Below are 16,504 nucleotides of genomic sequence, written 5' to 3'. Positions count from 1 at the left end.
ATTCGTCAGCGGACATGCGCCGATTGCCGCGTCGCGCCTGCCCGGCGCGCGCCGCGCGTCGTATCACGTGTGCAACGTTCCGTCATGCCGGCGCGACGGCCGAATACGCCGCACGACGCGGCCGCCGGATGCGGCGCGGCTGGTTTGAAACTTGCAATATCCCGCATGCCGCCGGCCGCGTTGCGCTGCCGGTTCACCCGTGCTTGCGCGCGGGGCAGACACCCGCGCCAGGACGAATCAGGGAGCAATTCGAGGTTCGATATGCGGAAATTCCTGTTTGTGCTCGGCTCGCGCCAGGAGGCGGCCGGGATGGCGCCGCTCGTGCGTGCGCTGAGGGCTCACGGCAACATCGACGCGAAGGTCTGCGTCACGGTGCGACGGCGCGAAACGTTCGACCCGCTGCTTGCGCTGTTCGACATCAAGCCCGACTACGCGCTCAACCTGACGGATGCGGGCCACGCGCAGCCCGACGCGACGTCCGGCCTGCTGCACGCGGTCGGCGACGTATTCGACCGGCTGCATCCGGACACCGTGGTGGTCTACGGCGACACGATCACGACGCTGATGGTCAGCCTCGCGGCGTTCTACCGTTATTTGCCGGTCGGGCATGTGGAGGCCGGCTTGCGCAGCGGCGACATCTGGTCGCCGTGGCCCGAGGAGTTGAACCGCCGCGTGACCGACGCGGTATCGTCGTGGCATTTCGCGCCGACCGGGCAGGCACGCGACAACCTGCTCAGCGAGGGCGTGCCGGCCGACAGCGTCGTGCTGAGCGGCGACACGCTGATCGACGCGCTGCAGGGCGTGCGGCGCATCCTCGAACGCGACGAGGCGTTCGCGCGCACGATCGTCGAGCGCTATCCGTTCGTCGCCGGCGACAGCCGCATCGTGCTGGTGTCCGGCCACCGCTTCTACGGCGGCGACGTGCGCGCGTGCTTCGGGCATGCGCTGCGGCTCCTCGCGAGCCGTCACCGCGACGTGCAGTTCGTCTATGCGCTGCATGGCGAATCGGGCGTCGACGAGCCGATGTGCGCGCTGCTCGACGGCATCGCGAACCTGCACGTGATCGAGCCGCCCGCGTACCTGTCGTTCGTATTCCTGATGTCGCGTGCGCATTTCATCATCACCGATTCGGGCGGGATTCAGGAGGAAGGGCCCGCGCTGGGCAAGCCGGTGCTCGTCACGCGCGACACGTGCGAGCGCCCGGAGGCGATCCAGGCCGGTACCGCGCGGCTCGTCGGCACGGACGCGGAGCGCCTCGTCGAAGAAACGTCGCGGCTGATCGGCAGCGACAGCGCGTACGACGCGATGGCGCATGCGAGCAATCCGTACGGCGACGGCCATGCGTGCGAGCGGATCGTGCCGGCGCTGCTGAGCCGGCCGCGTGCGGCGCCGAGCATCGTGAACTACGGAATGGGATCGGGAGAGATGCCGTTCAACGCGCTGGCGCTGGGACTGCATGCGCTGCGCTCGGCGTAAGACGGCCTAAAAGAAAAACGCCGCGCGGACTTGCCGCGCGGCGTCTGATCGTTTGGCGAGCCGCGTTGCCTGTGGGCAATGCACGCTGCCGGACCCCTTCTATTGTGCGTTGGTAGGCTCGATTGGACTCGAACCAACGACCCCCACCATGTCAAGGTGGTGCTCTAACCAGCTGAGCTACGAGCCTAAGAAGGCGTAGATTATAGACAGGGTTGGTGCGGAGCACAAGTGTTTCGATGCAAATTTTTTGGATGGGGGGTGCGCGTGGCCGGGAGCCGCGTGCGCCAAGGGTAAGCGAGGTGAGTGTCGGCGCGCCGCTTCCGATAAGATGGGCCGCTGATCGAGGCGCGGTTTCGTCCCGGAGCGCTCGGGCGAGCCGATCGACCGACCGGAGGCGCATGCATGCAGACTTCGCCCGAACCCAATGCCGCACCGCCCGGCCGCTGGCTCACGCGCGACCGCGTGATGTTTTATGCGGGCCTCGTGCTGATCGCCGACCTGGTCTTCCTGTTCATCCGCGTGTGGGGCGCATACGTGCTGCACCACCCGTATTTCGGGGCGCTCGGCTGGGATTTCGCGGTGTTCTGGAGCGCGTCGTCGCTGTCGATCCAGCACGGCGCCGCCAGCGCGTTCGACTGGACGTTGCTGGCGCGCATCGCGCGGCCGCTGCAAGGCTCCACATCCAACGCCACTGCACTCCCGACGCCGTGGGTGTATCCGCCGCCGTTCCTGCTCGTCGTTCGGCCGCTCGCGTGGCTCCCGTTTACATGGTCGTACATCGTGTTCCTGGTCACCGGGCTCGCGCTTGCCGCGTGGTCCTGCGCGCGGATCGTCAAAGCGCGCGCGCCGGCCGCGTTCTGGTTCGTCGCGCTCGCGTTTCCCGCCGCGTGGATCGCCGGCGCCGCCGGCCAGAACTCGTTCCTGACGGCCGCGCTGATGGGCTTCGGGCTCGCCGCGCTGCGCCGGCGGCCCGGACTCGCGGGCGTGTGCTTCGGGCTGCTCGCGATCAAGCCGCAGCTCGCGATCGCGATTCCCGTCGCGTTGCTCTGCGGCCGGCAGTGGCGCGCGTTCGCGGCCGCGGCAATTGCCGCGGGCGTGTTTTGCGTGGTGGCGGGCGCGCTGCTCGGCTTCGACACGTATGCGCGGTTCTTCGATTCGGCCTCCGCGTTCGGCACGTATATCGCCGATCGCGCGGCGATGTGGCCGACCGGGATGCCGACGGTGTTCGGCGCCGCGCGCCGCGCCGGCCTCACAACCGACCATGCATTCGCGTTGCATGGCACTGTCGCAACACTTGCGATCGCTGCCGTGGCCATGTTGTGGGTCAAGCAGGCGCGCTATGAATTGCGCGCCGCGGCGCTCGCGGCGGCGAGCTTGATGGGCCCGCCTTATCTGCTGTCCTACGACTTCGTGTGGCTCGCGTTACCGCTGCTGTATCTATGGAAGGACGGCGCGCGTCACGGCTGGCGGCACGGCGATTTGCCGGTGATGGTCGCCGCGTGGGTGTCGCCCGCGATCTTTTTCCTGCCCGCGGGCTGGCAGGCCGGTAACGTGATGCCGGTCGTGATGCTTGCGCTGCTCGCCGTGATCGTCAGGCGGACCGGCGTTGGCGGTGACGTTGCCGTGCGCTGCATTGCACAGGGAAACGCGTAGGGGCCGTCGGGTTATCCACATTTCCCTCTGGATAACCGCTTCGGAAGCCTCTGGACTCACAGTGGAACGATTGAGGATATCTGTGCGGCCTGTGCAACGCGCCAAAAGTTGTTCTGTGCTCCACAGAGCTGTGCAGGCGAATTTCGTGCGGTTATGAATTCGGCATCGCGTTGATTTTCCAGTGCATTTGGGGAGTTATCCACAGCGCGGAGCGGGGCTTGTTAACTATTACTACGTTTATATACACATCCAGTCAAAACCATTGGAGAACCACAGGGCGGTGACTGTGATCCGTGCACAAACGACCTGGAATGCTGTGGCCGGCACCCGCGAGCGGTGCGAATTCCTCTGTAGAATCGCGCACATCGACGCAGCGGACGCTTTTTCCATCACGCCGGCAAACAACACGGCTCAGCATCGGGTCACAGAAAAGATCGTCCGCTCGATTACTAATCTCCTGCACATGACCGATCCGCTGACCGCTTTACAACGTTGGTACGCGTCCCGATGCAATGGCGTCTGGGAGCATGCGCACGGTATCGAGATCGCCAATATCGACAACCCGGGCTGGCGCGTGAAGATCGATGGCGCATCGGACGGCAAGCCACTCGACCTCCATGTGGAGCGCGACGAGATGGACTGGATCTCGATCCGCGCGACCGACACGGCGTTTGCCGGGTATGGCGGCCCCGGCAATCTGCCTGAGCTGCTGGTGCTTGCGGCCGACTGGATCAAGGACGCGTGATGCGCCGCCGATCGTTCTGGATGACGGGCATTCGCCGATGAAGATGCACAACCTTGCGACCCATGTCGATTTCGACGCTGTGGTCGCGCGAGAAGACTTCAGCCGAGCGGCACGTGACGTACTCGCCCAGGCCATCGCGGAGGGCGGGCTGGACGAGCGGCTGCGATGCGACTGGAATCTTGATGAATACACCCGCATCGGCATGAGCGGGCTGCTCGCGCTGAGGATCGGCCTGTTCGACGAACAGGGCCGCGAACATCATGGCTTCGTCGAAGCGAAGGCGGCGGTCGACGGGCTCGACGACGACGAGCGGATCGTCTGGTTCGTTGTCGATACGGTGACGCATCTCGTCGTGGTGTTAATCACCGTTGCCGACCATGCGGTGATCGGCTGCATGTCGTTGCGACGGGTGAAGCGGAACGAATCGGGCATTGCACCGCACGCGGGCGGATTGCCGCTCGCGAGGACGACGAACGGGGAGCGGCAATGACGACCCAGGCCAAGCAACTGGATGCGCTCGATATCGAGGTCGTCACGCGGCGCCTGCGGCAGCATCCCGGCGACATCGTCCTCGAACAGCGCGTAACGATCCCCGAAGCCGACGTCTTGTGCTGCCGCTACAAAGGCGAGCGGTTCAACGTGAAATTCGATCTCGACTACGGGGTGTTCGTCGACCGGATCGGCGCGTTGTCGGACAGCGATATGGCCGACATCGTCCGGTGGCTTGTCGCGTGAACGAGGGAATATGGATGGTGAAGCGTTCGTCACGCGAAGATGCGCCGATGATTCGTGCGGCTCGGGTCGGTTGGATGTGGATAAGCGCGAGCGAACCAGTCGCAAACGCTGTGTTGCATACGGCGCGAATCAGGTGACTTCGAAATGACGAAAAGTCGATCGGCAAGTGGTTTCCCGATAACCGGGCGGGAACCGTACACGCTGTCTCCCGAACGTTTCGACGAGGCGACGATTGCGGCCGAGTCCGGCGATTTGGCCGTCGCATTGATGGATGCTCGATCGCCTGACCTGATCCAGGGTGACGCGCACGATGCTGACGACGGGAGCCGGTGATGGGACCGAACATCTGCCGCCGTCACGGTATCGGCCGCGTCAGGACGACGTCGAAAGGCATCGCCGCACGCCTTCGCATACGCGGGCAATTCGCGCCCGGCGAGCTCGTCAAGGTCTCGCTCGACCGGCCCAAGTACAGCCGGGACATGTGGATGCTGCGTGCCGAACTCGACGAACACGACGTCGATGCGACCTTCATCGACAACGTCGCGCACGTGACGGCCTTTCCGAAGATCGCGGCGCTCGAGCGCCTGCGCGCGTACGCCTGTTCGGCCTGCATGGACGAGCTGCTCGTGCGATCCGGTGAAGCGCCTGATGAACCGACGTCGACGGAGCAGGCGTTCGACACGTCGGTCGTCGCGGCCAACGCGAAATGGCCAAGCAATCACGCGCGATGCGAGCTCCACGGGCTCATCCTTCCGACGCGAACGTCGCCGGACATCGAGGAAGCGATCCTGTCGATCGACGTCGTGCGCGATCGTCATGTGGTGCGGGTGATCAAGGCATCGGTGAACCATGAGCACGGGTACTGGTTCGACGAAGCGTTTCTGCGCCGTGTTTGCGGGCCCGATATCGATATCGTCGGGTCGACGTTTCGAATCGACAGCGAGGCGGCGTTCGTGAAGCTGTGGGACGCCGGAGAGCGGGTCTGCCCGGTTTGTCTGCGGGAGGTGCTGCGGCGCAGCGGCGTGATGGACGCCGACACCGGGGGGTGAATGAGCGCGGTCACGATGTCATTCAAGCAACCGGCGCCGTTGTGCGCGGATCTCGACGCGATCGTCCGGGAGGCGTTGCGGCTCGGCAATGTGTTGGCGGGCGGGCCATCTCATGAGCACTCGGGATGGTTCGATTGCGTTTCTGGCTGACGCGTGTGGACGGGATGTTCGCATCGAAGTGCGGGAGGCCAATGACGCCGTGGTTCGGGTTGTGGATATCCGATAGTGAAACGGTATGAAAATGCTGTGCCTGGCCCGATCGCAAGCTTGGGCGACGTCATTGAATCCCGCAGTTCAACCTGTAAGTGATGCGAAGCGGAAGCCGTCGGAACGAAGCAGAGCGCCGTCAGGCGCTCGGCGCTATCACCGGGGTGTGGACAATCGATCTCAGAAGCAGTCGGAAATTCTGTGTGTGGTATCGTGCGCGACCGCGCGATGGTCGTCGCGCTACCGGCTATTTCTCGAAGAGGCCGCGCCAGGTCAAGGGCGAGAGGCGGTCATGTTGTGTCGATCGTTGTGGATAACCGGCCTGCGAAATAACTCGAAATGCTGTGAATCGGAAAGGTGAGGGTCGATGCCTGCGGTTGACCGCATCGCGGCAATCGGCCTGCAGGCGGTCGTTCCGTGCAGTTTGCCGGGGTGTTTCAATCGGGAGAAAGCGGTCGGCCGGGTTGTCGTGTTCGTTGTGGATATCCGGCTTCCGAAACCACTCAAAATGCTGTGCATTCCGAAGGTGAGGGTGAATGCTCCCGGATGAAAGCGTCGAGTCGCCGCGCTTGTTGTGGATATCCACCCCCAAAAGGACTCGAAACGCTGTGCAATCGAATGGTGAGCGTGCGTGGCTCTGGTCGGGTGCACCGTGTCATCCGGTGCGCACGATGGCTTTCTCGCCGAGACTACACTTGGTGCTGAAATCTTCTATCCAAATTTCTCCCGAAGTAGCCTTGCAGCTTCCGCTGCCAGTTCGGGGGATTGATGCTTGTCATCCAATTCGGCTCATCTGTATTAGCCGGAACTCGATCTGACAGGTAGTCGGGGCGTTAGAGAAGAGATGTTCCATTGGCTCATGTCCGGGCTGTGATGCGGATTGATTTCATCGCCACCTTTCGAGAAGACGAATGATTTCGGCGTTTTCAGTAATCTTGGCGACATCCAGTGGCGTCTGGTCGAACTCGTTATTCAGCTGTTTCTTGGCGCCAAGCGTCAAAAGAAATTTCACCGATTCCAATTGCTTCATCATTGCCGCCTGATGAAGTGGCGTATTGCCCAGATCGCCCGCAATGTTCACATCGGCGCCGGCATCAATCAGCACTTTCATATCTTCAATGGCCCCCTTGCGCGCGGCGAGATGCAAGAGCGTATCATCCACCGCCCCTCGTTGATTTGGATCAGTCAGTTCAAGTCCAAGGAATTCGGGATGGGTCTTGTACTTCTCAAAAACAGATTTCAACTGCTCTTTTGATGACATTTCCGCGTACATTTCCTATTGTGGTCATCGTGCAGATTCTGAAGGCGACCGTTCAAACCAGCAATCTTTTGGTCATGCCGTCCTGGTAGCCATTTCTGATTCCACGGCTCGGACAATTCAATGCGCTGCTCGGCGTCGTTAATTTGGGCGTCGCGCCGATCACGTCTGCTCGTCGAGCGCGCGCGCGACGGCTTTCTCGCCGAGACTGTCCACCTTTCCGACCACGGCATAGTTGAGCCCGTGCAGTGAGCCATAGCGCGCGAGCAGCTCACCATCGACGCGCTCACCGGCCGTGAGCAGCCGATGCGCCGACTCAGGCGGCCGCACGTAGAAGCTCAGCGTGCGTCCCGCATCGTCTTCATACAGCACCATCGCCGCCGCACCGCGTTCGGTCGCGAACAGACGTCCCCCAACCGGCCTGAACCCCGCCGCGCTCAGATCCGGCAGCTTCGCGCCCGAACCGACGCGACGGGTGAGCCAAGTCTGCAACTCGCCCGCACTCGCCGGCGTGACATCCGCTCGCGCGCTGCGATCGACCACCATCATCCGGTAAGCCTCGACCGCATCGCTCATCGGCGCGACCGCCGGCGGCGCATTCCACCCGCGCGCCTGCCAACCGCCGAACGTGCCGAGGCCAACGCAGAGAACAAAGGATGCAGCCATCGCGAACCGCATCCGTGTGCGTTCGGCGCGTCGTGCGCGGATCGCCGCGGGATCCAGCGCAGGGTTATCCGCCGGCATCCGCACGCTCTCGAGCGCGGCCCGCAACCGCTGCGCATCCTGCTGCCATTGCTTCACCTGTTCCGCGCGCTCTGGATGCAGCGCGAGATAACGCTCGACCGCGGCGCGCGCATCGTCGTCGAGCTGGCCGTCGACGTAGGCCTGGAGGTCGTGTTCGTTCGGAGGCGTGTTCATTTCTTCATCAATCGCAAGGAAGGAGCGGGGAGCTCGCCGTCGCTGAGCTGGCGCAGCGCCTGGCGCGCGCGGGAGAGCCGCGACATCACGGTGCCGATCGGCACGTCGAGCAGGTCGGCGACTTCCTGATAGGTGAAGCCTTCGACCGCGACGAGCAGCAGCAGGCTGCGTTGCTCGTCGGAGAGCCGGCCGAACGCTTCGAGCGTCGCGCGCGCCGTGAATTCGCGTTCGGCGGACGGCCAGTGCGCTTCGTCGTCGTCGCTGATGCGGCCGAGCAGCCACGCGTAACGCTTCGCGCTGCGTTTGCCGTCGAGAAACTGCCGGTACAGGATCGTGAAGAGCCAGCTGCGCAGCGACGCGTCGTCGCGGCGGCTCGTCCAGCGCGACAGCGCGCGCTCGAGCGTCGACTGGACGAGATCGTCGGCCGCATGGACGTCGCGCGCGAGCCAGAGCGCGAAGCGTCGCAGCCGCGGGATCAGTTCGCGCAATTGATCGTCTTGGTCGGTCGAGGGCATGGCGGGCCGGTTGCCGGGTGGGGCGTGGATTCGTCGCGTAGGACGATTGCCGCGCGGCGTTATTCCACCAGCTTACGAAAAAATTTTCGATGGAATAGAGCGGGCCGGGCGGCGTCTTACTTCGGTTCGACACATGACCGCATGGTCGGGAGCACATTCATGGAGCGATCTTCTTCTTCGCAACGCGAGCCGGGGCGAGGTTTATGGCGCTGGGCCGCGATCGGCGGCGCGGTGGCCGGCGTGGCCGTGGCGTTCGGGTATGTCGGCGGGTGGCTCGCGCCGGCGCGGTTGACGCCGCAAAAGCTCGTCGATGCGCTGCAGGCGAACGGCGGCCTGCATCCCGGGTACCGGCGCAATCACGCGAAGGGCGTGTGCGTGACCGGTTACTTCGAAGGCAACGGCGCCGCGAGCGCGTATTCGGTCGCGCCGTTCTTCAAGGCGGTGCGCACGCCGGTGGTCGGGCGCTTCGCGTTGCCGGGCGGGAATCCGTACGCGCCCGACAGCAGCGTGCCGATTCGCAGCCTCGCGCTGAAGCTCACCGCGCCCGATGGCGAGCAATGGCGCACCGGGATGAACGCGATGCCGGTATTTCCGGTGGCGACGCCGCAGGCCTTCTACGCGCAACTGATGGCGACCCGGCCCGATCCGAAGACGGGCAAGCCCGACCCGGCGAAGGTGAAGGCGTTTTTCGGCGCGCACCCGGAGACGGCCGCGTTTCGCGCGTGGGTGAAGGGGGCGAAGCCGAGCGCGAGCTACGTCACCGAAAGCTATTACGGGTTGAATGCGTTCTACTTCGTCGATGCGGCGGGTGAGAAACGGGCTGTGAGGTGGCGCGTCGTGCCGGAGCAGACGGCCGGCGCCGGCGATGTCGCGACGGCCGGGGATCCGGATGTGTTGCAGGCGGACCTGACGCGGCGGATCGGCGACGGTGCGCAGAAGTGGAAGCTGCTGGTCACGTTGGCGGAGCCCGGCGATCCGGTGGACGACGCGACGCAGGTCTGGCCGGCGCAGCGCACGACGATCGACGCGGGCACGCTCGTGCTCGACCGCGTGGAGGCGCAGGACAGCGGGCCGTGCCGCGACGTGAATTACGACCCGACGGTGCTGCCGCAGGGGATTCAGGTGTCGGGGGATCCGTTGCTGGCGGCGCGCTCGGCTGCCTATGCGGATTCGTATCTGCGCAGGACGAGTGAAGAGGCGGGGGTGCCTGGGGCTGGGCGTGTGACTTCTTCGGAGAAGCGGTGATGAAAAGCGTGTTCAGTTTGCCGGCGAGGGTGCTGCACTGGGTGATGGCCGCGATGATCATTGCGATGCTGTTCATCGGGGTGGGGATGGTGGCGTCCGTTTCCGGGCGGCATGCGGTCTTGGTGGCGATTCACAAGCCGCTCGGGATTGCGATCCTCGTGCTCGCCTGTGTGCGGGTTGTCGTGCGGTTGAGTTCCAGGCCGCCGGCGTTACCGGAGGATCTGCCGTGGTGGCAGAAGGTTGCCGCGCACGGGTCGCATCTCGTGCTGTACGCGCTGATGGTGGCGATGCCGCTGATCGGGTGGGCGATGCTGTCGGCGGGCGGGTACCCGGTGACGTTGGGCGGCGGCGTGCAGCTGCCGGCGATCGTTGCGGCTGATCCGGTTGCATTCGCCTGGCTCCGGGTCGCGCATCGGTGGGTGGCTTATCTGTTCTTTGCGACGTTTCTTCTCCATTTCGCGGCCGCGCTTTATCACGGGTTGGTGAGGCGGGATGGGGTGTTGAGGGCGATGGTGGGGAGGTGAGGTTGGAAGGCTGCTTTTTGTTGTGACGGTTGTTGAGGATGGCTGTTGAAAAATTGCCGGAGCGTCTGAGCCAAGGAATGGTGCATGGAGGCTCGTTGAGGGAAGCGTTTCGCGTTGAGCCGACCACCAATACAGCAAGGGCCGCACGAAGCGGCCCTTGCTGTTACGCAGCTTGCTCTCGTGGGACAAGGTCGCTGTAGTCGGGCGTGATGGTGATTTGCCGGGTCTTGTGATTGATGTCGAGGTAGACACGGTCACCCGGTTCGAATCCGAACAGCTTGAAGTGCGCATCGATGACGCTCATCCATGGCAGGTACGGCCAACCTCTCTTGGGGCGGTCTGGCGTGCTGCGGAGGATCAGCGCAAGCCTGGTGTTCAGATTGCGTTTCTTTGGACGTGACTTATGATTGGCGTCAGCCATGAGCAACTCCTGGTGTGAGTTGGTTGTGGTCAGCGGGTCGTATGGGTGGCAGCCCATGCGGCCCGCGCTTTTTTGCGGTACTGCTGTTTGAGTTTACGGGAAGAAAAGCACTCGATGAGGCCAACACGTGCGGATTAGCCGAACGGTATAGAAGGCATCAGCCGTCTCGAATGCTGACAGGCTTGTCGCGAGCTATTGGGAGATGACTTTCAGGCGAGCGCTATAGTCGATCGCTTCGAGGTGCAACGAGTTGCTCAATGCGCCGCGCAGAATAAACAGTCGCGGCGTTTTTGCGAAGTCGAAGACTCGGTAAAGGCAAAACACGTCTTCTGCCTCTTCGGAGAATTCCAACTCGTTTCGACTGACGACGAAGGGGTGGGCGCCTGCAGACGAAGGCGTCGGTTATATCGCTGGTGCTGGTCGACGTATGCTCTGTCTTGTAGATCGAAAAGACGAAGGGTGGTTCGATAGAGACAGACTATGGTGCGACGCTAACTGGGCTCGGCGGCAGCGTTGGGGGCGGTGTCGAGAATTTCACGACGATGTCTGAAGTCACGCCGCGAGCGATGACATGAAGCCGTCTGGGCGTGAAAAGCAATTCGAGTCAAGATGTCAATTTGTTAATCTTGGTTAGATCAGGTCGACGAGCTTTGATTATGATTGGTCGACTTTCACACCCGTTTGCCGATTTGCTATGCTTATCGCCTGAATTGGGCGGTGTGCCCGTTTGCGACGCGGGATTCGGCTGCCTGAATCGAATACGAATTCGATAATATTGAGAGGGCGGCTGTGTCATTAGACGAAACAATCCGCGGTTTCGCCGCGGGCGCCGTGGACTGGAACAGGCGTCCAGTCGGATTGAACTTTGGTAAAGCGCAAGGTGCTTTGGGCCACCTGCTTGCGCTTCAGCACGCCAGCGTGCGCGAAGGGTTGATGACTGGCGTCCACGGCTCACTGACCTGCGTCTCGACACGGGATCGCCTTGCGCCGACGCTATTCATTGGTCTGCCGGTCTCAGTCCGAATCGTGACCGACCGCGGCCAACTGCACACGATCAACGCGATCGTCCAGGACGTGCAGATCGGTCAATCGGATGGCGAACTCACGGTTTATCAGCTCACGGTGTGCGACGCTTTGTCGTTGATGGACAAACGCACCAATTCCCGCGTGTTCCGCAAGCTGAGCGTCGTCGACATCCTCACCACACTGTTCAACGAGTGGCGCCAGCGCAGCCCGGAGCTTGCCCGCGCGTTCGAATTCGACTTGTCTGGCCTGAGTCGCGATCGTTACCCGTCGCGCGAACTGACCCGGCAGGTCAATGAATCGGACGCAAAGTTCTTGCGCCGCCTGTTGCGTCGTGAAGGTATCGCGGTGTTCGTCAACGCAGGTCCAAGCAAGGACTCGCGCGACATCCATGACGAGACACCGGTGCATACGCTCGTGTGTTGCGATGATCCGATGTCCTTACCGCAAGGGCCGGCGGGCACGGTGCGTCTGCATCCACGTGATGCTGGCACTGAGGAGCGCGACACGATTACGCTGTTTGCGCTACACCAGCGACTGATTCCGGGCAAGGCGGGTCGCCCTTCTTGGGATTACAAGAAGGCGCGCATCGACGAATCGATTGCCGTCGCCAGTGTGGATCAAGGCGAGTCGGGCAACGACTTGGCGAAGCTATTGACCGACGTCGCGATCGACATACCGCATGTCGGCGACTCATGGAATGATCACGAACGCCTGACGAGGGCGCGGATGTTCGCGCATCAGTTCGAGGCCGAGCGCTACGATGGCGTGAGTGGCGTGCGCGACCTTGCCGTCGGCACGTGGGTTACGTTGACCGGCGACCCGGAATGGGACATGCAGCCGGCCGAAAAGCGGCAATTCGTGATCACGTCGATCGATCACGATATCTGGAACAATCTGCCAAAGGGCCTCACCGAGCGTGTGCAGGGGCTGTTTGCTGCGAGTCGGCATTTCACGTATTCGGCGTCGACGCGGGGGGGCGCGTCAACGTCGGAACAGGATACGCGTTACGAAAATACATTCACGTGCGTGCGCCGTGGCGTGCCGCTCACGCCGGCCTATGACCCGAAGATTGATCTGCCGCCGGTTCACCTGCTGACTGGCGTGATCGTCGGCGAGGAAGGCGACGAGGTGTTCTGCGATGCTGACGGCCGTGTACGCGTACAGATTCAGGGACTCGATCCAGCGGATCATGCGCATGCGCAGGGTGTTGGCACGAACGGCACGGCGGCGGATAGCGCTCCGGTGCGTGTTGCGTCATCCCTCGCGGGTACGCAGTTCGGTGCATCGTTCTTGCCGCGCGTTGGCATGGAAGTTCTGCTGGGCTGTCTGGGGGGAGACCCTGATCGCTTAGTAATTATCGGGGTGCTCGGGAACGGGGCAAATCCGCCCGCGACGTTCACGCATACCGGTGCACTGCCCGGCAACCGTTACGTGTCCGGGATCAAGACGAAGGAAATAAAGGGGCGGAGATACAATCAGCTCCGACTTGATGATACGCCGCAGCAAATCAGCGCCCAACTCGCCAGCGAACACGCGCACTCGCAACTGAATCTGGGCTATCTGACCCAACCGCGTGAGAACGGTGTTGGGCAGGATCGCGGCGAAGGTGCGGAATTGCGCACCGACGCAGCCGCGGCGCTGCGTGCGGCGCAGGGGATGTTGTTGACGACCTACGCGCGCACCCAGGCGAGCGGTGGCCAGCTCGATCGTGACGAGTTGCTCCAGCTACTTGGCGAATGCACGGAACTGTTCAAGGCTTTGGGCGATTACGCCGGCCAGCATGGCGGACAGGCAACCGATGCGGCAGGCCAGCAGGCTATCGCCGCTGCGTTCAAGAACTGGACCCCGGGCAACGGGTCACCGGAAAGTGGCACCGGGGCGGCCACCGGTTCGCAGGCGTTAATGGCGTTTGGTGCGCAAGCTGGTTCGGTGCACATCACGCCGAAAACGCACTTGACCTATGCGGGCGAGAACATCGATCAGGTCGCGCAGCGGCACCTGCAGCTTGTAGGCGGTCAGCGGCTCCTCGCATCGGCCGGACAAGGCGTGCATGTGTTCGGTCGCGGGGAGGGCGTGCGTGCGATCGCTGGTGATGGGCCCGTGCTGTTGCAGGCCCAACAGGACACGCTTTCGGCTACCGCACAGAAGGCCGTACACATTACGTCGATCGGCGACGAGGTAGTGGTTGCCGGCAAAACGATCCGGCTCGTCGCCGAGGACGGTAGTTACGTGAAGATCGGCGGTGGCGTCCGGGTCGGCTCTGATGGTGCGTTCGTCGCGCACACGGCTGGTCACGATTTCCTCGGTCCCGATACCGATCACGTGGCGCCACCCGCATTTAGTGCCGCCGGCGCCGACCAGAAGTTTCGGTTGCGCTATCCGGGTACCGACAGTAGTGAGGCTGCACACACGGTACCGAACCGACCGTACAAGATCACCTTGCGCGACGGCCGGGTGGTCCAAGGCGTCTCCGACGGTAAGGGACTGACGGATCTTACGGCGAGTGACGCGATGCACATCGCACATATTCAGGTCTTTGACGCGCAGGGGTAATCGATGGGTGCATCCCAATCCAATTCGAATCGCGTAGTCGGTGAGCGTAAGGCGCTACTGGTGCCGAACCGTCCACAGGAATCCCATGCGAACGTCGATGTCGAGCCGCGCTATCCGTGCACAACGATCCTGATCCACGGCGTGAACGATCTCGGCACCGACTTCGGGACCGTTGAGAGCGGCCTGTGCGAAGGGCTGAACGATCGACTCAATCGCAAGGACTTCAAGGGAGCGGAGTACACGCACGGTCGGATGGCGAACGATGCACGCAAGGTAACGGTCGCCGACATGATGAAAAATCTCGACGACGTGGTCTATCGCCGAAAGGAAACTGCCGATACCCGTAGTCCGTTGATCCCGTTTTATTGGGGTGTTCGTGTTGAACCCAAGGATCTTCCTCAAGGTCAGGCCAAACAGACCGTGAACGGGCAGTACGTCGACAAATTCGGCAATCGGCTGGATGCCCATCGCGCGAAGAACGGCGGGATGTTTGCAAATGCGACGAACAATATCCCCGACATGTTCAACACGCATTTCAAGGGTGGGTGGAAAACCAAGGCGCTCGACACGCTGCAGGGCGATCCGACGCACCCGTTGCGCGAATCGCCGAATCGGCACTATATGGTGCTGGCGGCCAAGCGGCTCGCTGCCTTGGTGCGCCAAATTCGGCTGATCGATCCGAACGAGACTGTGAACATCGTCGCGCACAGCCAGGGCACGTTGATTTCATTGCTCGCACAGGCATTCCTGATGGAAAAGGGTGGCCAGGCCGATCGGCCAGCTGACTCGCTGATACTAATCGATTCGCCCTATTCGCTCAGCGAAGAAGCCATGGATCAATTCACGCAGCGTGGTGACGAACAGCAAACGAGCTACGCGCGTGCTAAGACGCTGGCGAACCTGGCGGGGCTGGTCGCGCAGAAGAAGCATCCCGCGCCCGCACTCGATACCCTGAAGATCGATCCGACGGGGAGACGTGACAACTATGGAATCACCGGACCGAAGTGGTCGTCCGGAGCTCAAGCGGTGCGTATGACCGGACCACACGATGTGCAGGGTAACGCACAAATTGTGTTCGCGGAACGCGATAACCGGGGCAAGGTCTACCTGTACTTCTGCCCGGAGGATGCGACTGTCGGCCTTATGGGCGTGAACGGGATGGGCTGCTCCGGGCTGCCGGACACGATCCAGGTGACAAAGACGGCGGAGAAGCCTGAAACGGTCAAGCTGCTGTCAGAAGGCCTGCGGCAGCGCATCTTCACGCGCCGTAAGCGACAAGGCAAGCCCGTGCTGGTCGGCGGGCATCCGGGGCCGTTCACCATGCGTGAAGACGGTGAGAGCGCACATGGAACCAGTTGGGACGACCAGTTTGAGAAGCGAACAAATATTCCCGTCGGCTTGCAGCGCACCATCAATGGGGAGGCGTTGCCGCCGCCGTTCGCGCCCGAGATGGAGGGAAATGTGCTGCCGGGTAGCGAGACCAAATCACTATCAACGGGCGAATCTTTGCCGGGCAAGCAATCGATCGACCAGCTTGAAGCGGAAATCGCGCTGAGCGTGACCGACTTGCGGGAGTTACCACCGCAACCGATGAATTGGCCGGGGTTTAAATTGGGTAAAGGCGCGCCGAGCGAGGCTGACGTTGAGCGCACGTTGAATCAGGGCAAACAGCCGGACGATCAATGCAAGGTGTTGAGGGTGATGGTGTTTCTGCCTTACACGCCGGGGCGGATCGGGATAATTCGGCAAGAGACGCCAAACGAGGCGAAAGTGCGGCTGATGAACACACACCAGTCGGACAGTTCGTATCACTCGGCGGTGATGAGCGGTCGCCGCAATCATCGATGCGCCACCGCGTTCGACGTGTCGATTGGCCAGGCCCGCGCGCTCGACGATCCGGACTGGGCAAAGCTCCTGCGCGCGATCGCGGATTGGCGCATTCCACTCATGAAAGTGAAACAGAGCGCCGGTGAAGGTCGTTACGGTCAGCTTGACTCGGCAACGCGCGAGATCGTCGAGGCGAACTGTACGTACTACAAGGACGGGACATTTCCGGCCGAGAAGCTTGTGCCAAAAACTCCGCCGACACCAGTGGTGAGCGAGATCCTCCGGACGCGAACCGATCACTTCATTCAGCAGGTTCGATCGAATCCGCTGAACAACATTCCGTTGCCCTGAC

At 62.6% G+C, this 16,504-nt stretch carries 16 protein-coding genes and 1 tRNA gene; 11 read left to right on the top strand and 6 right to left on the bottom strand.

Features of this window, described 5'->3' with window-relative positions; all coding sequences use genetic code 11:
• Positions 1-261: 261 nt before the first annotated feature.
• Entirely contained in the window at positions 262-1,476 is a 1,215-nt protein-coding gene (wecB, locus tag WT26_RS03440; protein ID WP_069272190.1) for a non-hydrolyzing UDP-N-acetylglucosamine 2-epimerase, read from the top strand.
• A 110-nt stretch (positions 1,477-1,586) separates the two neighbouring features.
• Here the strand turns inward: wecB and WT26_RS03435 are convergent.
• Positions 1,587-1,663 (bottom strand) — tRNA-Val (locus WT26_RS03435).
• 215 nt (positions 1,664-1,878) lie between these two features.
• On the opposite strand from WT26_RS03435, the gene WT26_RS03430 reads away from it, so the two are divergent.
• The 6 genes from WT26_RS03430 (at position 1,879) to WT26_RS03405 (ending at position 5,658) form a co-directional block, all read left to right on the top strand.
• Positions 1,879-3,129 (top strand): glycosyltransferase family 87 protein, encoded by a 1,251-nt coding sequence (locus WT26_RS03430; protein WP_059959850.1) that lies wholly within the window; start codon positions 1,879-1,881, stop codon positions 3,127-3,129.
• A gap of 280 nt (positions 3,130-3,409) precedes the next feature.
• Positions 3,410-3,874, top strand: coding sequence for an immunity 53 family protein (locus WT26_RS37070; RefSeq protein WP_155123053.1), 465 nt, complete (start codon positions 3,410-3,412; stop codon positions 3,872-3,874).
• A 37-nt stretch (positions 3,875-3,911) separates the two neighbouring features.
• Positions 3,912-4,364: a hypothetical protein gene (locus WT26_RS03420; RefSeq protein ID WP_069269733.1), complete on the top strand. Its 453-nt coding sequence runs from the start codon at positions 3,912-3,914 to the stop codon at positions 4,362-4,364.
• Positions 4,361-4,609: a hypothetical protein gene (locus WT26_RS03415; RefSeq protein ID WP_059807576.1), complete on the top strand. Its 249-nt coding sequence runs from the start codon at positions 4,361-4,363 to the stop codon at positions 4,607-4,609. Before WT26_RS03420 ends, WT26_RS03415 begins: the two co-directional genes overlap by 4 nt.
• 144 nt (positions 4,610-4,753) lie before the next feature.
• Positions 4,754-4,942 (top strand): hypothetical protein, encoded by a 189-nt coding sequence (locus tag WT26_RS03410; RefSeq protein WP_059807582.1) that lies wholly within the window; start codon positions 4,754-4,756, stop codon positions 4,940-4,942.
• Positions 4,942-5,658, top strand: coding sequence for a hypothetical protein (locus WT26_RS03405; protein ID WP_059956510.1), 717 nt, complete (start codon positions 4,942-4,944; stop codon positions 5,656-5,658). The genes WT26_RS03410 and WT26_RS03405 overlap by 1 nt, the downstream gene beginning before the upstream one ends.
• A 1,093-nt stretch (positions 5,659-6,751) precedes the next feature.
• Here WT26_RS03405 and WT26_RS35175 read toward each other — a convergent pair.
• The 3 genes from WT26_RS35175 to WT26_RS03390 all read right to left on the bottom strand — a co-directional run bounded on the left by WT26_RS35175 (position 6,752) and on the right by WT26_RS03390 (position 8,556).
• The gene (locus WT26_RS35175; protein WP_080485621.1) at positions 6,752-7,138 is read right to left on the bottom strand and encodes an ankyrin repeat domain-containing protein; all 387 of its coding nucleotides are present in this window, start codon (positions 7,136-7,138) and stop codon (positions 6,752-6,754) included.
• Between the two features lie 147 nt (positions 7,139-7,285).
• On the bottom strand, positions 7,286-8,041 hold the full coding sequence (locus tag WT26_RS03395) for an anti-sigma factor family protein (protein WP_069272189.1): 756 nt from the start codon (positions 8,039-8,041) through the stop codon (positions 7,286-7,288).
• Positions 8,038-8,556, bottom strand: a complete 519-nt coding sequence (locus WT26_RS03390) for a sigma-70 family RNA polymerase sigma factor (protein WP_069272188.1) — start codon at positions 8,554-8,556, stop codon at positions 8,038-8,040. Before WT26_RS03390 ends, WT26_RS03395 begins: the two co-directional genes overlap by 4 nt.
• 159 nt (positions 8,557-8,715) lie before the next feature.
• On the opposite strand from WT26_RS03390, the gene WT26_RS03385 reads away from it, so the two are divergent.
• The gene (locus WT26_RS03385) at positions 8,716-9,801 is read left to right on the top strand and encodes a catalase family peroxidase (RefSeq protein WP_069272187.1); all 1,086 of its coding nucleotides are present in this window, start codon (positions 8,716-8,718) and stop codon (positions 9,799-9,801) included.
• Positions 9,801-10,325: a cytochrome b gene (locus WT26_RS03380; RefSeq protein ID WP_196774781.1), complete on the top strand. Its 525-nt coding sequence runs from the start codon at positions 9,801-9,803 to the stop codon at positions 10,323-10,325. Before WT26_RS03385 ends, WT26_RS03380 begins: the two co-directional genes overlap by 1 nt.
• A 163-nt stretch (positions 10,326-10,488) precedes the next feature.
• Here WT26_RS03380 and WT26_RS03375 read toward each other — a convergent pair whose 3' ends face one another.
• Both WT26_RS03375 and WT26_RS35170 read right to left on the bottom strand, forming a co-directional pair.
• Positions 10,489-10,746, bottom strand: a complete 258-nt coding sequence (locus tag WT26_RS03375) for a hypothetical protein (RefSeq protein ID WP_060153643.1) — start codon at positions 10,744-10,746, stop codon at positions 10,489-10,491.
• Between the two features lie 192 nt (positions 10,747-10,938).
• The gene (locus WT26_RS35170; protein WP_080485620.1) at positions 10,939-11,097 is read right to left on the bottom strand and encodes a hypothetical protein; all 159 of its coding nucleotides are present in this window, start codon (positions 11,095-11,097) and stop codon (positions 10,939-10,941) included.
• 438 nt (positions 11,098-11,535) lie between these two features.
• Here WT26_RS35170 and WT26_RS03370 point away from each other — a divergent pair, with 438 nt between their 5' ends.
• Positions 11,536-14,325 (top strand): type VI secretion system Vgr family protein, encoded by a 2,790-nt coding sequence (locus WT26_RS03370; protein WP_081333704.1) that lies wholly within the window; start codon positions 11,536-11,538, stop codon positions 14,323-14,325.
• Positions 14,326-14,328: 3 nt separating this feature from the next.
• Complete coding sequence (locus tag WT26_RS03360) at positions 14,329-16,503, top strand: effector protein Tle3 domain-containing protein (protein WP_080485618.1); 2,175 nt, start codon at positions 14,329-14,331, stop codon at positions 16,501-16,503.
• Position 16,504: the final 1 nt, after the last annotated feature.

The sequence above is a fragment of the Burkholderia cepacia genome, assembly GCF_001718835.1.
Classification (GTDB): domain Bacteria; phylum Pseudomonadota; class Gammaproteobacteria; order Burkholderiales; family Burkholderiaceae; genus Burkholderia; species Burkholderia cepacia_F.
The sequence above is the reverse complement of the archived record's forward strand: the minus strand, read 5'-3'. Positions and strand labels throughout refer to the sequence as shown.